Raw genomic sequence first — 16,103 nt, forward strand, 5'->3', positions numbered from 1 at the left:
GGTCGGATACTTGTATCCGACAAAACCTTCCGCATAAAGCTGTCGGATACTTGTATCCGATCAAATCTCCCCCATGAAGCTGTCGGATTCGAGAATCCGACCTACGCCTGCTGAAACGATTTTCCAACTTTCAGACGACCTATTATCAAATGATGCGAAATATCACTTGTTGAACCTCGTGCGTGCCTCAGCCCCCACCTTCAGTTTTGGGCAGACTACGACTTGTATCATTTATTTATTTTTATAATTGCCGAAATTTCCAATAATCCCGTCCTTCGATTTTCCAATAACAAAATTCGTCCGGTATCAAATACCCAAAGTCCATCGCCTTAGAAAACCAACCATCATAGACATAATCTTCATGGCATCTGTCCCAATCCATATGAAGGTAAACTTCCGTATCAAAATTAATATAGAACAACGGCAGTCTCGAAGAAATCTGATTGATTTTTAAGAAATCACTTTGTTTGCTGGAATCTGAGATAGGTTCATTGTACGACAACTTATTTTCGACAACGGAATATAACCTTACCGCTTCATCAGAAGTAAATCCCTGTAACATCAGTGCCTTCAATTCGTCTTTTTCCAGTACGACGACTGAATCTGATTGAAGATAGCTTTCGAAATTGTCCTTAGTTAATTGCCAGATACCATTTCGGTAGTTTTTATAATCACAATCATATTGCTCTTTAGTTATAACTCCCTCTTTTAAATAAATATCAAAAGATATTTTTGCATTCAACTCAAAATTTTCCTTATAATCAATCAAATAATATATATTTCTCTTATAGACAAAAATGGATATACACTGGATGTACCCAAAGATGTTATCCAATAATTCAGATTTAAATTTCTCAATCTTTTCCATATTTGCCAAATTCCTTAATAACTTTATCTTCAGCAAGCCGTAGCCTGCATTAAACCTGTGCAGGTAAGGTGTGTGCGGTACGCACGCGGGCTTTGAGTGTGATAAAAAAGATCGTCTGAAAAAAGTTTCCGGCTCTCAGACGGCCTTTTGTCAAATATTATCGGCAGCGGCTCAATGCCAACCTTAAACCTGCTCCGATTTCTTCAGGGCTGTTATCCAATGATAAAATCACATCGTCTGCATCAATGGCATCCCACGCTTCCAGCTTGACATGGCGGCTCGGGCTGATTTTCAGGCAGCCGTTGTGCAGCCAAATATCCCCGCTCATCATGTTTTTAAATAGGGCGCGTCTGGTTTTATAGCCCAAGTTCCCGCATAGGTTGGCAACCCAATCCTCATAGCGTTGCCGAAATTTTTCGGTATCAAAAAAATCTTGGTCTTCCGAACTGTCATAAACGAAAGTCCTGCTGTTTGCCAACGCTTGCAAGACCGTAGTGCCTAAAGTTTCATTGTCGGTATCTAATGGCAGGATATGGGGGGGATATAGGTGGTCTATTGCCGTTAACCCTAAGCCTGAACATGTTTGAACAATCAGAGCTTCTTCATTAGCATAAAAAACTGCCCAATAATTTTGATCCTGTTTAAAAATCATTATTCGATCTCCGTAATTTTGACTGTAATGTTTCGATTTTTGCCATACTCTACCACACGTTGCAACTGCAATCTTTGCTCCTTATTAGTTTGTGCAGCAAGCACGCCGTAGTCCGCATAAAACCTTAAGGCAGGTTGAGGAAGGCTTCATGAGCGAACAAAGAAGCAATAAAAAGGTCGTCTGAAACCTTTTCAGACGACCTTTCAAATTACGGTAGAAGCTAATCAAAGATAAACGATTTCGCCGCTTCGTCCCCTGCTCCCTTCACTTGCCCACCAAACAAACTGGGGCAATACGTCTTCGTAGTTTTTACGTTCGCTCTTCGATTCGCCGGGATGGGATTTGATGCGTTGCGGCGAATTAATCGGACCGGGGACCAGAACATTGGCACGCAGGTTTTCAAAACGTTCCCATTCGTCGGCGGCCACTTTACACAAATAATTCAATGCGGCTTTGGATGCACCGAAACCGCCCCAGTAAGCTTTCGGGGTTTCACCGTGGCTTTCGCCGACGAAGATGACGGACGCATCGGGCGACTGCTTCAGCAGCGGAAGCAGCGCACGGGTCAGTCCCATCGGTGCAACGGTGTTGATACGGTATTGGTTGACCCATTCGGCGACGGTTTGGAAATCTAAAGGCGAGAGCGCATAAAAATAGCTGGCGCAATGGACGATACCGTCGAGTTTCCCCTGAATCGCTTCGCCGATGGTTGCGGCAAATTGTTCGAATTCTTTTTCTTCCGCGCCGATTAAATCGAAACAAATGGCAAACGGCTCGGGACAGCCTGCTTCGACAATCGCATCATAAACTTTTTCCAGCTTTTTTTGATGGCGTGCAACCAAAATCACGGTCGCCCCCGCTTCGGCATAGGCTTTGGCCACCTGTTCGCCCAAGCCTTGCGATGCTCCGGTTACCAGAATCGTTTTATTTTGCAATGTCGGCATAATTCTTCCTTAATTGTGAAGTTTGAGGGATTTACGGTATTTTAACGGTTTGCAGTGTCTTGTAAAGGCAATCGGAATAGGTCGTCTGAAACTCGGATTCGAGTTTCAGACGACCTTTATATTAATCCGAAATCAGCCAAACACCTTTCCGCCGCCGTCAAACCCGACTGTACCGCCGCTTCCAAGGTAGCCGGATAACGCGGATGCAAGTAGTCGCCTGCGGGATAGATATTCCGCTGGTGCAGCCAAGCAAAATCGGGAGTGACGAAATTAGGCGTGCCGGCTGTGGTCGCGCGTTTTTCGGTGATAACACGGACGGCTTCGGGTTCGTCCAAATAAGGGCAGATGCGTTTCACGTCGGCATGGACTTTCTCTGCCCATTCTTGGCTTTTGAATGCTCCGACGTGATCGGAAACGCTGATAACGGCAGCGACTTCGTTTGTCGGCAAACCGAGGGCGCCGCGATACACCAGCCATTGCGCCGTACCGTCGGCAAGTCCGGTCAGCGGCGTAGGCAGATGGACGGGAACGGCATAGCGAAGATAGACAGTAGTAATCGAGTGGTAGCGGAGATTTTGATAGGTCGTCTGAATATAGTCGGGCGTTTCTTCAGGAAAGAGATGGGCGGCATGATACGGCGCAGTCGCAACAATAACGGCATCAAAAGCCTCATCATTCACAACAATGCGCCCGTCAGGAAGGTTTTTCAGACGACCTACTCGGGTTTCAAGACGGATGTCCGCACCAAACTGCTTGAGTTTTGCCAACGCAGGCTCGGCAATGATTGCGCCTAAATCGCGCTTGGGCAAAAGGTAATCGCTGCCTGATTTGTCTGCCCACACGCCATCGGACAGCACATTGCATAGTATGCGCAGGCTCGCGTGTTCCAACGGCGTATTGAGCGCACCCCACACCAGCGGCTGCCAAAACTCTGCAACCAGCCTGCGCGGGACATTGCGTCGTCGCAGCCATTGGGCAACAGCCAAATCAGTGCGCTTGCCGCGTGCGTAACGCTGCAACGCCCCCATATCGGATAACAACCTGATTTTCAGAGAAAACGAAATATTTTTCGCGCGCAATATGCCGGTCAAAATATGCAGCGGCGAAGGAAGATTGGTACTTTGAAACTGCAAACCTTCATACATATGCCATTGCAGGGGCAAACGGCAGAACGCGGCTTCAGGGTTGACGCCGATATGTTCCATCAGCGTTAATACGCCGTGATACGCACCGAGCAAAATATGCTGTCCATTGTCCAGAAAGCTGAATCCGTCAGCGTTTCCAGCCAAAGTACGCGCCCTACCCCCAGCCTGCCGACCGGCTTCAAACACGGTAACATCAGCACGGCGCGCCAACAACACTGCGGCAGACAAACCTGCCCAGCCTGCACCGACGACGGCAATTTTCGGGCGAAGATGCGGAGTATTCATGGCTTAAATCCGAATAACCAGGTTTTCAGGGCAATACGCTTTTTGCGTGGCGAAGGAATGGCAATTTTATAAGTCAGAACGTTTTGCGCACCGTCGCGATCGATTTCATTCAATAGCGCGTAATAAATCGCCGCCATCACCAAACCGACTTTTTGGGATTTTTTATCGGCGGCGGGCAACAGCGACATCGCCTCGCGATAGGTCTCGCGGGCACGTGAAACTTGAAAACGCATCAGTTCGGCAAAGTTATCCGTCGGCTTACATTGCATGATCACGCTGGCAGGTACGTCAAACTGCTGCATTTCCTCTGTCGGCAGGTAAATCCGACCGTTTCTCGCATCCTCGCCGACATCGCGGATAATGTTCGTCAGTTGCAACGCCAGCCCCATCTTATCGGCGTATTCCAGCGTTCGGTCGTCTGAAAATCCCAAAATTCGAGCAATCAGGCAGCCGACTACGCCCGCAACGCGGTGGCAATACAGTTTCAACTCTTCAAAACTACCGTAACGCGCCTGAACCAAATCCATCTGCATCCCGTCGATTAAGGCTTCCAATTCATATTTCGGCAGCTTGAACATTTCCTTTATCTGCCGCAAAGCCTGATTGACCGGATGCTCCGGCATCACGTCGCCGAATACCTTGTCCAAATCGCCGCGCCACCAGTTTAATGTTGCCTGCGCCACATTCGGATCTGAACAGTCATCGACCACATCGTCCAATTCGCGGCAAAAAGCATACAAAACCGTTATCGCATCCCGCTTTTCCTGCGGCAGGAAACGGAAGCCCGACAAAAAACTGGAGCGGCTTTCTTCTGCCTTCTGGCGACAATAATCAAGTCCTTGCACGGCGTGTCCTAAAAATTATCATAATAGTAAAATCAGATTTTATCGGATTTGGGGCAGTAGGGAAATTTCAGACGACCTTTATAAATAAAAGGAATCCGATTATCGCAATTCCCTACCAAACCACTCAACTATCCGCCCGAAATCTGTTAAAATACCGAACTATCCTAATAAATACAGCATCAAAAGGCACACAATCATGGCTCTTTTGCAGATTTCCGAACCCGGCATGTCCGCCGCTCCGCATCAACACCGTCTCGCCGTCGGCATCGACTTGGGGACGACCAACAGCCTGGTTGCTACCGTCCGCAGCGGCAGCCCGGTTTGTCTGACCGATACTGACGGGCGCACCCCCCTGCCCTCCGTCGTCCGCTACGGCGAAGGCGACGCCGTCGAAGTCGGCAAAACCGCCCTTTCCGCCCAAAAAACCGACCCGCTGAACACCATCAGTTCCGCCAAACGCCTGATTGGTCGCACGCTGGCCGACCTCGCGCATGAGGCGCAATACCTGCCCTACCGGTTCACGCCCAACGAGCGTGTGGTCGAGCTGAACACCCGCCAAGGTGCCAAAACGCCTATCGAAGTGTCGTCTGAAATCCTCAAAGCCCTCAAAGCGCGTGCCGAAGAAACATTGGGCGGCGATTTGGTTGGCGCCGTCATTACCGTTCCCGCCTATTTCGACGATGCACAACGCCAAGCCACCAAAGATGCCGCGCGTTTGGCGGGCTTGAACGTCTTGCGCCTGCTCAACGAGCCGACCGCCGCTGCGATTGCCTACGGGCTGGACAACGCCTCAGAAGGCACATTTGTCGTTTACGACTTGGGCGGAGGCACGTTCGACGTATCCGTATTGCAACTGACCAAAGGGCTGTTTGAAGTCAAAGCCACCGGCGGCAACAGCGCATTGGGCGGCGACGATTTCGACCACCGCCTGTTCTGCCACTTGCTTGAGCAAAACGACCTTTCCAAACTCAACGAGCGCGACAGCCAACTTCTGCTTTCCCTTGTCCGCGCCGCCAAAGAACAACTGACCAACCAAACCGAAGCCATCGTCGAAGCCATGCTTTCAGACGGCCGCAAAATCCATACCGTCATTACCCGCCAAGAGTTTCACCACCTGACGCAAAACTTGGTGCAAAAAACCATAGAGCCGGTTAAACAAGCCCTGAAAGACGCAGGCGTGACGAAAGCCGACATCAAAGGCGTGATTATGGTCGGCGGCTCAACACGTATGCTGCACGTCCAACAAGCGGTCGCCACCTTCTTCGGACAAACCCCGCTGAACAACCTCAACCCCGACGAAGTTGTCGCGCTCGGCGCCGCCATACAGGCGAACGTCCTTGCCGGCAACAAAACCGACGGCGAATGGCTGCTGCTGGACGTTACCCCCTTGTCGCTCGGTTTGGAAACCTACGGCGGACTCGCCGAAAAAATCATCCCGCGTAATTCCACCATCCCCACCGCGCGCGCGCAGGATTTCACCACCTTCAAAGACGGTCAAACCGCCATGACGATACACGTCGTACAAGGCGAGCGAGAACTCGTTTCCGACTGCCGCAGCCTTGCCAAATTCACCCTGCGCGGCATTCCGCCCATGGCAGCAGGCGCGGCGCGTATCCGCATTACCTTCCAAGTGGACGCCGACGGCTTGCTGTCCGTTTCCGCCCAAGAACAAAGCACCGGCGTACAGGCGCAAATCGAAGTCAAACCTTCCTACGGCTTGGACGACGACACCATCACCCAAATGCTCAAAGACAGCATGAGCAACGCCGCCGAAGACATGGCGGCACGCGCCCGCGCCGAAGCCGTGGTCGAAGCCGAAAGCCTGACCGACGCCGTCAACGCCGCTCTTGAGTTGGATAGCGATTTGCTGGATGCCGAAGAGCTTGCACAAATCCAGCAAGACATCGCCGACTTGCAAGGGCGTCTGAAAGACGGCAACGCCGAAGACATCCGCGCTGCCGTTGCCAAACTCAGCCGCAGCACCGACAACTTCGCCGCCAAACGCATGAACCGCAATATCCAACGTGCGCTGACGGGACAAAGTGTCGATAATATTTGATGCCTAAACAGTTTCAGACGACCCCGAAAGACACAAAGGTCGTCTGAAAATCTAATATCCAATCTGAAACGATTTCTCCTATGAGACTCTGGCACCAAACCCTCATCCCCCTGCTCCCCCGCGCCCAGCTTTTAGGGCAACACCGCGAATGCGCCGCACTTCGCGGAGCAGGCTGGGGCAGACCGCACGCGACGGTGAATTACGTTTTCACCCATTCGCCTGACAAGCTATATCTATATCACGCGCTGATTATGGAAGAAATGGAAAAACGCGGCTACAAACCCGACCCGCTGTGGAAAGACCCGTTGTACCGCGGCAAAGCGGTTGCCCCTTATCCCGCACACGATATCCAAGCTGCCGATTCGCCGATTTATCCCGAACACGATGATGCGTATCTGGACGAATGTCTGGAAAATTTAAAAAGCAAAGGTATCATGTTATAAATGGTTTCAGACGACCCCTTCATACAAAAGGTCGTCTGAAAACGACTGACAAACCCTACCCACTCATTACAAGAGACAATAAAAATGCCCAAAATCACCGTACTCCCACACGCCGTATTATGTCCCGAAGGCGCAGTCATTGAAGACGCGCCCGAAGGCAAAACCGTCCTTGACGTGCTGCTCGACCACGACATCGAAGTCGATCACGCCTGCGAAAAATCCTGCGCCTGCACCACCTGCCACGTCATCATCCGCAAAGGTTTCGACAGCTTGGAAGAGCCGACCGAATTGGAAGAAGACCTGCTCGACCAGGCATGGGGCTTGGAAGCCGACTCGCGCCTGAGCTGTCAGGCAGTGGTCGCCGACGAAGATTTGGTGGTCGAAATCCCCAAATACACCATCAACCACGCGCGCGAAGATCATTGATGCAAAGAGGTCGTCTGAAAACTGCCTCACCGACTGTTTTCAGACGACCTTCCGTCAAACCGCCATCAAACCATTATTTGGAACGGGGAACGATAAACCTTAAGCGAGATACTTTCATTGAAGCAGTGGTTTGAGCGACAGGATAGCTTTCCACTCTGCCTTTGGCGTTGAGCATACTGAGACTGCTGCCGCGACGGGTAATGATGCTCTTAGGCTCGGGTTTCGGTGCAGGCTCGTTTTGTTCGGCTGTCACGGATTTCGGCGGCTCGGGTACATAGCCAGCCAAGCCGAAGCGTTTGATGATTTCGTTTGCGGCATCCATATAACACTGTTTTGCTTCTTCATTTTCCACCACCATATCGTCAAGCGCGACAGATAAATCGTTGCCGCAGCCGACGATGCGTTCCGCTATGCGCGAATACACCATCCAGCGTTTCAAGCGCAAAGCGCCCGCGTCTTCGCCAGGCGCGGCGGCATCCAAAGCAATCATGCCGTAACGCTTGCCATATCGGAGGCGCAGCGAGAGCCGATTCAACCCCTCGCTATCGTCCAGCATTTGGTAAAGCTCGCGGATGAGCAGCAGCAGGCGGTCGAACATGCCCGCTTTGGCAAGATAATTGGGGTCGTCGGAAGCGAGCGCGTAAATAAGTTTGGATAATTTGGCATTGAGTGTGTTATTCATCAATTTCCTCTTATTCATACTGTAATGGATTACTTTAAGAACCATTCCATATGATTTGGTTGCATGACAAAATGTAAATTTTTCTAAGTGAAAGTCAGCAAAATGTTTTAAGCGTCTGAAATGAAAATATTACATGGGAAAATACCATGTGCGATTTCGGAAGCATTTGGCATTGCAGACAAGCGCTTACCCAAACCGCCCGTTGCCCTATATGCCTTACCATTGCGTAAAACAGCTAAACAAAAGGCTGACGCTCGGTTTATAGAAGCATTAAAATACCCGTACCACTGAACCCGAATCAAAAATTCGGACAATCCAAAAGGAACGACATCATGAAATGGACAGACACCCAACGCATCGCCGAAGAACTCTACGACCTGCACGGCGACAGCATCGACCCGAAAACCGTTCGCTTCACCCAGTTGCGCGACCTGATTATGGCGTTGCCCGACTTCGACGACGATCCCGCACGCTGCGGCGAACGCATCCTCGAAGCCGTGCAACAGGCATGGATTGAAGAGGCTGAGTGAGGCTGCATCGTTTGCAAGCCAAAGACAAAGACGTCGTCTGAAAAATTTTCAGACGACGTTTTAATGGGCTTCGTGCAAATTCAAATGCGAAATATCCTGTCGATGCCGCTGTTCAAGTGAAATACCAACCATTGAAATTCATTTAATTTCAAAACATTCCCACATCTGTGAATAGGTATTCTCCCCCCAGCCTATCCTCCTATGAATAGGAACAGAGTCAACGGCATCTACATTAAAATAATTCATAAACTTTCTGAAAATTTTGAATTTGACTCATACACAAGGCAAATTTATCATACTAACCTGAAAACGTTTAAAAAAGACAACCGAGGTACACAGCAAATGAGTTACGCAAAAGAAATCAATGCGTTAAACAACAGCCTTTCCGATTTGAAAGGCGACATCAACGTTTCGTTCGAATTTTTCCCACCGAAAAACGAACAAATGGAAACCATGCTGTGGGACTCCATCCATCGCCTGCAAACCCTGCATCCCAAGTTCGTATCCGTCACTTACGGCGCAAACTCCGGCGAACGCGACCGTACACACAGCATCGTCAAACGCATCCAACAAGAAACCGGCTTGGAAGCCGCGCCACACCTGACCGGCATCGACGCTTCTCCCGACGAATTGCGCCAAATCGCCAAAGACTATTGGGACAGCGGCATCCGCCGTATTGTCGCCCTGCGCGGCGACGAGCCGCCCGGTTATGAGAAAAAACCGTTTTACGCCGAAGACTTGGTCAAGCTCCTGCGTTCCGTCGCCGACTTCGACATCTCCGTAGCGGCATACCCCGAAGTGCATCCCGAAGCAAAATCCGCACAAGCCGACCTGATTAATCTGAAGCGCAAAATCGATGCGGGTGCAAACCACGTCATCACCCAATTCTTCTTTGACGTAGAACGCTACCTGCGCTTCCGCGACCGCTGCGTGATGTTGGGCATCGATGTCGAAATCGTTCCCGGCATCCTGCCTGTGACCAACTTCAAGCAACTCGGCAAAATGGCGCAAGTAACCAACGTCAAAATCCCGAAATGGCTGTCGCAAATGTATGAAGGCTTGGACGACGACCAAGGCACGCGCAATCTGGTGGCGGCAAGTATCGCCATCGACATGGTCAAAGTCCTGTCCCGCGAAGGCGTGAAAGATTTCCACTTCTACACGCTCAACCGCAGCGAGCTGACTTACGCCATCTGCCATATTTTAGGCGTGCGTCCCTAAAGCCGTATAAAACGGTTTCAGACGACCCAAAAGGTCGTCTGAAAAACAAAACGCCACCCCATCCGCCCTATTCTGATTTACAATACCGACCGATTCGGATTGAACCGGTCCTTACAAAATCCAACTGGAGAGTTCAACATGACAACATTACATTTCTCAGGCTTCCCGCGTGTCGGCGCCTTCCGTGAATTGAAATTCGCCCAAGAAAAATACTGGCGCAAAGAAATCAGCGAACAAGAGCTGCTCGACGTCGCCAAAGACCTGCGCGAGAAAAACTGGAAACACCAAGCCGCCGCCAACGCCGATTTCGTTGCCGTAGGCGATTTCACTTTCTACGACCACATCCTCGACCTGCAAGTCGCTACCGGCGCAATCCCCGTCCGTTTCGGCTTCGACAGCCAAAACCTGTCTTTGGAACAATTCTTCCAACTGGCTCGTGGTAACAAAGACCAATTCGCCATCGAAATGACCAAATGGTTCGACACCAACTATCACTACTTGGTGCCTGAATTCCACGCCGATACCGAATTCAAAGCGAACGCCAAACACTACGTGCAACAACTGAAAGAAGCCCAAGCCCTCGGTCTGAAAGCCAAACCGACCATCGTCGGCCCGCTGACCTTCCTGTGGGTAGGTAAAGAAAAAGGTGCAGTCGAATTCGACCGCCTGAGCCTGTTGCAAAAACTGCTGCCCGTTTACGTTGAAATCCTGAACGCTTTGGTTGAAGCCGGCGCCGAATGGATTCAAATCGACGAGCCTGCATTGGCTGTTGACCTGCCTAAAGAATGGGTGGAAGCCTACAAAGACGTTTACGCCACTTTGAGCAAAGTAAACGCCAAAATCCTGTTGAGCACTTACTTCGGTTCTGTTGCCGAACACGCCGCTTTGCTGAAAGCCCTGCCCGTTGACGGTCTGCACATCGACTTGGTACGCGCTCCCGAACAACTGGACGCGTTCGCCGACTACGACAAAGTTCTGTCTGCCGGCGTTATCGACGGCCGCAACATCTGGCGCGCCAACCTGAACAAAGTTTTGGAAACTGTCGAGCCTCTGAAAGCCAAACTGGGCGACCGCTTGTGGATTTCCAGCTCTTGCTCGCTGTTGCACACTCCATTTGACTTGTCAGTTGAAGAAAAACTGAAAGCCAACAAACCCGACCTGTACTCTTGGTTGGCATTTACCCTGCAAAAAACCCAAGAATTGCGCGTTCTGAAAGCCGCATTGAACGAAGGCCGTGATTCTGTTGCCGAAGAACTGGCTGCCAGCCAAGCAGCTGCCGATTCCCGCGCCAACAGCAGCGAAATCCACCGCGCAGACGTTGCCAAACGTCTGGCTGATTTGCCTGCCAACGCAGACCAACGCAAATCACCGTTTGCCGACCGTCTCAAAGCGCAACAAGCATGGTTGAACCTGCCTCTGCTGCCGACTACCAACATCGGTTCTTTCCCGCAAACTACCGAAATCCGCCAAGCACGCGCAGCCTTCAAAAAAGGCGAACTGTCTGCCGCCGATTACGAAGCCGCGATGAAAAAAGAAATCGCCTTGGTGGTTGAAGAGCAAGAAAAACTGGACTTGGACGTACTGGTGCACGGCGAAGCCGAGCGTAACGACATGGTCGAATACTTCGGCGAACTGTTGAGCGGTTTTGCATTCACCCAATACGGCTGGGTACAAAGCTACGGTTCACGCTGCGTGAAACCACCTATCATCTTCGGTGACGTAAGCCGTCCTGAAGCCATGACCGTGGCTTGGTCCACTTACGCACAAAGCCTGACCAAACGCCCAATGAAAGGTATGTTGACCGGTCCTGTCACCATTCTGCAATGGTCTTTCGTCCGCAACGATATTCCACGCTCTACCGTGTGCAAACAAATCGCACTGGCTCTGAACGACGAAGTATTGGATCTGGAAAAAGCAGGCATCAAAGTCATCCAAATCGACGAACCTGCCATCCGCGAAGGTCTGCCTTTGAAACGTGCCGATTGGGATGCCTACCTGAACTGGGCAGGCGAATCCTTCCGCCTGTCCTCTACCGGTTGCGAAGACAGCACACAAATCCACACCCATATGTGCTACTCTGAGTTCAACGACATCCTGCCCGCCATCGCAGCTATGGACGCCGACGTGATTACCATCGAGACTTCGCGTTCCGACATGGAACTCTTGACCGCGTTCGGCGAGTTCAAATACCCGAACGACATCGGTCCGGGCGTTTACGACATCCACAGCCCACGCGTACCGACAGAAGCCGAAGTGGAACACCTGTTGCGTAAAGCCATCGAAGTCGTACTGGTTGAACGCCTGTGGGTGAACCCGGACTGCGGTCTGAAAACACGCGGTTGGAAAGAAACTCTGGAACAACTCCAAGTAATGATGAACGTTACCCACAAACTGCGTGCCGAATTGGCAAAATAAGTTTGCACTAGCGTAATCAAAAGGTCGTCTGAAAATTTTCAGACGACCTTTTTATATGGTTTAAAGAATCAAGAGAAAAACATAGTGGATTAACTTTCAAGCAATACGGCATTGCTTCACCTAAGCTTCAGAAAGATGATCCCCAATGATGAGACAACAGATGAATCAGCTTCGTACTGCTTACGCTACCCACAGTTTCATTGCCATGTCCTGTATTTAAAGTCATTCCATAAAAGATGCTATTTACAAGCCGGCAAGCAGGCGGCGGATTTTTAGGACTGCAAGCTCCGTTTCCATGCCACAGCCGCCCGTATCCGTCATTTTGCCGCTTAGGCAGCGGATGTCGGTAATCCCGCAGAAGTGGGCGTATTTCATGTCCAGTTCGCGGGCGAGAACGGCTTCGGGCATTCCGGTCATGCCCAATACGTCCACACCGTCGCGGCGGTAACGTCTGATTTCGGCGCGGGTCGGCCAGCGCGGTCCTTGCAGGCAGCCGTAAACGGCTTGGGTGTATAAAGGCATTTGGTGCTGTTGCGCGTGTTCGACGATTTTTTCGCGCAGTTCGGCGGTGTAGGGGTCGAGAAAGTCAGTGTGTACGACCGGTTCTTCCTGTCCTTCAAAAAAAGTGTCTTTGCGACCGTATGTGTAGTCGATCAAGTCGTCGGGCAGGACGAGTGCGCCGTTTTCAAAGCGGTCGTTGATGCTGATGACGGAGGAAACGGCGACGATGTATTCCGCACCTATGGAACGCAACGCCCAGATGTTTGCGCGGTAGTTGATTTCGTGCGGCGCGACGGTATGGCCGAAGCCGTGCCGCGCGAGGAAAATGATGTCTCGACTGCCTAGTTTGCCGCTTAAGACAGGGCTGCTGGTCAGTCCGTAGGGGGTGCGGACGATTTTTCGGTCAGTAATGCTCAATTCGGGCAGCTTGGTCAGGCTGCTGCCGCCGATGATGGCTAACATACGGTCCTTTGTATAAGTGATTTCAGGAAGTGAGTGTCGGAAAGAAAAAGGTTTGTAAAACAGCCATGATGATGGAAAACAGGATTAATACTTTCATTTTTTCCGGAAAGCTGTATCCGTCGTCTACGGGAAGCACTTCCCATAGCAATATCGACAGAAAACCGGATATAAACCAAAGTGCAAAATTGTTCAACATGGCTGTCGAAGAAAGGGCTAGGAGGTCGTCTGAAAACCCATATCCGATTTCAGACGACCTTTTTGTCCTTTTACTTGTGTTTGTAAAAACGGCTGTGAAAGTAAGCGTTTACACCTTCGCGCAGCAGGACTAAGGTTACGGCGGCAAGCGGCAGACCCACAAGCATACCGACAAAACCCATGAGTTGTCCAAAAGCCATTAAGGAAAAAATTACCCAAAAAGGCGACAGACCGATACGGTCGCCAACTATCTTCGGAGTTATGAGGAAGCTTTCCAGCAACTGTCCTATGCCAAAAATTACCCACACCATAATCAGCCCGTTCCATGTGCCAAACTGCAGCAAAGCGGCAACAGTAGCCAACAAAAGACCGGTAAATGCACCCAAATATGGAATGAACACCAAAATACCGGCAATCATACCGATGGCGAATCCCGAATCCAGTCCGACCAGCATCAGCCCGACCCCATACACCAGCCCCATAATCAGCATCACCATCAACTGCCCGCGAAGGAATTCGCCCAAAACTTCATCCATATTGCTTGTGATGCGCGAATAAAAGTCAATAAAGCGACGAGGAACCAACGCGCTAATCGCGTAAGCCCAGCGTTTCCAGTCCAATAGGAAGTAATAAAGCAAAAGTGGCAGCAGTATAAGATTGGTTACACTACTGATGACGTTGCCGCTCTGGCGCATTAGTGTAGGCATCCAATCTGTTAGCGTATTACTCATTTCACCAGTATGGGATTGCAGCCAGGCAACCACCGAGTCCTGATCGATTTGCATATAATCGCCTGCCGCATTGTTTAACCAAGGCAGTAGTTTATTTTGTATGAAATCAACAATTTGAGGAAATCGGCTGACCATATTGTTAAATTGGTTGATCAACATAGGAACAATAATCAGCATCAGCAATAGCAAAAGTAGCAACGCCAGTACCATTACTATCATAGAAGCCGGGCCCCGTTTAATCTTTTTTTTCTGCAACCATTCTACAAGCGGATTGAGTACATAAGCCAATACTGCCGCGACAATAAACGGTGTCAGAATATTGCCCAAGGCATACAGTAACCAGACAAAAGCTACAATTACTAAGCCCATAATGATCCACGGCTTCGAGCCGCGCGTTTTTTTCTGATACATATAACTTTTTAACCTTATCTATGTGTGTTTCAGCGCAATTGGCCGAAATTATTTAAAATTATTTTCCGAAGGATTTAACCTGTTCAACATGTGAGTTATGATGAATTGAAAGCCTTTTTATAGAAACTCGGAATTATTTACAAAATCACTGAAAAATCCAAGTCCCTGCCTGCAAAATAAAGTAAAATACTTCGCATCTTTTTCCGCCCCATTCACGATAAGGAACCCATTCATGAGCACTTCATTGAGCTACCGCGACGCAGGTGTGGACATTGACGCCGGCGATCAACTGGTCGAAAACATCAAACCTTTTGCCAAACGCACCATGCGCCCCGAAGTGTTGGGTGATTTGGGCGGCTTCGGCGCATTGGTCGAAATCAGCAAAAAATACAAAAATCCCGTCCTCGTCAGCGGCACCGACGGCGTAGGCACCAAGCTCAAACTCGCCTTCGATTGGGACAAACACGACACCGTCGGCATCGACCTCGTCGCCATGAGCGTCAACGACATTTTGGTTCAAGGCGCAGAGCCTTTGTTTTTCCTCGACTATTTCGCCTGCGGCAAACTCGACGTCGCCCGCGCTACCGACGTCATTAAAGGCATCGCCCAAGGCTGCGAAGAATCCGGCTGCGCCCTCATCGGCGGCGAAACCGCCGAAATGCCCGGCATGTATCCCGAAGGTGAATACGACTTGGCGGGCTTCGCCGTCGGCGTGGTCGAAAAAGAGCGCGTTATCAACGGCCGCAGTATCAAAGCGGGTGACATCGTGTTGGGTCTGGCTTCCAACGGCGCACATTCCAACGGGTACTCCCTCGTCCGCAAAATCATCGCCCGCGACAATCCCGATTTAGATGCCGAGTTCGACAACGGCAAAACCCTGCGCGAAACCATCATTGCCCCTACCCGCCTGTATGTGAAGCCCATTCTCGCCGCTTTGGAAAAATTCACCGTCAAAGGCATGGCGCATATTACCGGCGGCGGCATCACCGAAAACGTGCCGCGCATCCTGCCTGAAAACACTGTCGCCCAAATCGATGCCAAAGCATGGGAATTGCCTAAACTGTTCCAATGGCTGCAACAGGCAGGCAATGTGGAAACGCAAGAAATGTACCGCACCTTCAACTGCGGCATCGGCATGGTGGTCGTGATTGCCGAAGAAGATGCCGGTGCGGTACAGGCATTCTTAACCGAACAAGGCGAAATGGTTTACCGTTTGGGTAAAATCCGCGAACGCAACGGCGACGAGCATCAAACCCAAGTTGCTTAAATCGAAAGCCTGAATCTAAAT

Annotated in this window: 15 protein-coding genes; 7 read left to right on the forward strand and 8 right to left on the reverse strand. The window is 50.5% G+C overall.

Features of this window, described 5'->3' with window-relative positions; all coding sequences use genetic code 11:
• Positions 1-241 precede the first annotated feature (241 nt).
• From NSCA4_RS0102895 to hpnD, 5 genes are all read right to left on the reverse strand, one after another.
• Positions 242-868, reverse strand: a complete 627-nt coding sequence (locus tag NSCA4_RS0102895; RefSeq protein ID WP_016686743.1) for a hypothetical protein — start codon at positions 866-868, stop codon at positions 242-244.
• Positions 869-1,025: 157 nt separating this feature from the next.
• Positions 1,026-1,520 carry a contact-dependent growth inhibition system immunity protein gene (locus tag NSCA4_RS0102900; protein ID WP_016686744.1) on the reverse strand — a complete coding sequence of 165 codons (495 nt, stop codon included), beginning with the start codon at positions 1,518-1,520 and terminating at the stop codon, positions 1,026-1,028.
• Positions 1,521-1,744: 224 nt separating this feature from the next.
• A complete protein-coding gene (locus NSCA4_RS0102905) occupies positions 1,745-2,464 on the reverse strand; it encodes an SDR family oxidoreductase (RefSeq protein ID WP_016686745.1) in 720 nt (239 codons plus the stop codon).
• Positions 2,465-2,580: 116 nt separating this feature from the next.
• Positions 2,581-3,894, reverse strand: a complete 1,314-nt coding sequence (gene hpnE, locus NSCA4_RS0102910) for a hydroxysqualene dehydroxylase HpnE (RefSeq protein WP_016686746.1) — start codon at positions 3,892-3,894, stop codon at positions 2,581-2,583.
• On the reverse strand, positions 3,891-4,739 hold the full coding sequence (hpnD, locus tag NSCA4_RS0102915) for a presqualene diphosphate synthase HpnD (protein WP_016686747.1): 849 nt from the start codon (positions 4,737-4,739) through the stop codon (positions 3,891-3,893). The genes hpnE and hpnD overlap by 4 nt, the downstream gene beginning before the upstream one ends.
• Positions 4,740-4,935: 196 nt before the next feature.
• Between hpnD and hscA the strand changes: the two genes are divergently transcribed.
• The 3 genes from hscA (at position 4,936) to fdx (ending at position 7,667) form a co-directional block, all read left to right on the forward strand.
• Entirely contained in the window at positions 4,936-6,798 is a 1,863-nt protein-coding gene (gene hscA / locus NSCA4_RS0102920) for a Fe-S protein assembly chaperone HscA (RefSeq protein WP_016686748.1), read from the forward strand.
• Positions 6,799-6,878: 80 nt separating this feature from the next.
• Complete coding sequence (locus tag NSCA4_RS0102925) at positions 6,879-7,241, forward strand: TIGR02328 family protein (protein ID WP_016686749.1); 363 nt, start codon at positions 6,879-6,881, stop codon at positions 7,239-7,241.
• Positions 7,242-7,325: 84 nt separating this feature from the next.
• Positions 7,326-7,667, forward strand: coding sequence for an ISC system 2Fe-2S type ferredoxin (gene fdx / locus NSCA4_RS0102930; RefSeq protein ID WP_016686750.1), 342 nt, complete (start codon positions 7,326-7,328; stop codon positions 7,665-7,667).
• Positions 7,668-7,740: 73 nt separating this feature from the next.
• On the opposite strand, the gene NSCA4_RS0102935 is transcribed toward fdx, so the two are convergent.
• A complete protein-coding gene (locus NSCA4_RS0102935; protein WP_016686751.1) occupies positions 7,741-8,349 on the reverse strand; it encodes a hypothetical protein in 609 nt (202 codons plus the stop codon).
• A 332-nt stretch (positions 8,350-8,681) separates the two neighbouring features.
• Between NSCA4_RS0102935 and iscX the strand changes: the two genes are divergently transcribed.
• The 3 genes from iscX to metE all read left to right on the forward strand — a co-directional run bounded on the left by iscX (position 8,682) and on the right by metE (position 12,515).
• On the forward strand, positions 8,682-8,879 hold the full coding sequence (gene iscX / locus NSCA4_RS0102940; protein WP_003742471.1) for a Fe-S cluster assembly protein IscX: 198 nt from the start codon (positions 8,682-8,684) through the stop codon (positions 8,877-8,879).
• A 342-nt stretch (positions 8,880-9,221) separates the two neighbouring features.
• Positions 9,222-10,100: a methylenetetrahydrofolate reductase gene (gene metF, locus NSCA4_RS0102945; RefSeq protein WP_016686752.1), complete on the forward strand. Its 879-nt coding sequence runs from the start codon at positions 9,222-9,224 to the stop codon at positions 10,098-10,100.
• Positions 10,101-10,238: 138 nt separating this feature from the next.
• Positions 10,239-12,515, forward strand: a complete 2,277-nt coding sequence (gene metE, locus NSCA4_RS0102950; RefSeq protein WP_016686753.1) for a 5-methyltetrahydropteroyltriglutamate--homocysteine S-methyltransferase — start codon at positions 10,239-10,241, stop codon at positions 12,513-12,515.
• Positions 12,516-12,758: 243 nt separating this feature from the next.
• Here the strand turns inward: metE and NSCA4_RS0102955 are convergent, their stop codons facing one another.
• Both NSCA4_RS0102955 and NSCA4_RS0102965 read right to left on the reverse strand, forming a co-directional pair.
• Positions 12,759-13,478, reverse strand: a complete 720-nt coding sequence (locus tag NSCA4_RS0102955) for an S-methyl-5'-thioinosine phosphorylase (RefSeq protein ID WP_016686754.1) — start codon at positions 13,476-13,478, stop codon at positions 12,759-12,761.
• A gap of 266 nt (positions 13,479-13,744) precedes the next feature.
• Complete coding sequence (locus NSCA4_RS0102965; RefSeq protein ID WP_016686756.1) at positions 13,745-14,815, reverse strand: AI-2E family transporter; 1,071 nt, start codon at positions 14,813-14,815, stop codon at positions 13,745-13,747.
• Positions 14,816-15,047: 232 nt separating this feature from the next.
• Between NSCA4_RS0102965 and purM the strand changes: the two genes are divergently transcribed.
• Positions 15,048-16,082 carry a phosphoribosylformylglycinamidine cyclo-ligase gene (purM, locus tag NSCA4_RS0102970; RefSeq protein ID WP_016686757.1) on the forward strand — a complete coding sequence of 345 codons (1,035 nt, stop codon included), beginning with the start codon at positions 15,048-15,050 and terminating at the stop codon, positions 16,080-16,082.
• Positions 16,083-16,103: the final 21 nt, after the last annotated feature.

The sequence above is a fragment of the Neisseria sicca 4320 genome (assembly GCF_000193735.1).
GTDB classification, from domain to species: Bacteria; Pseudomonadota; Gammaproteobacteria; order Burkholderiales; family Neisseriaceae; genus Neisseria; species Neisseria sicca_E.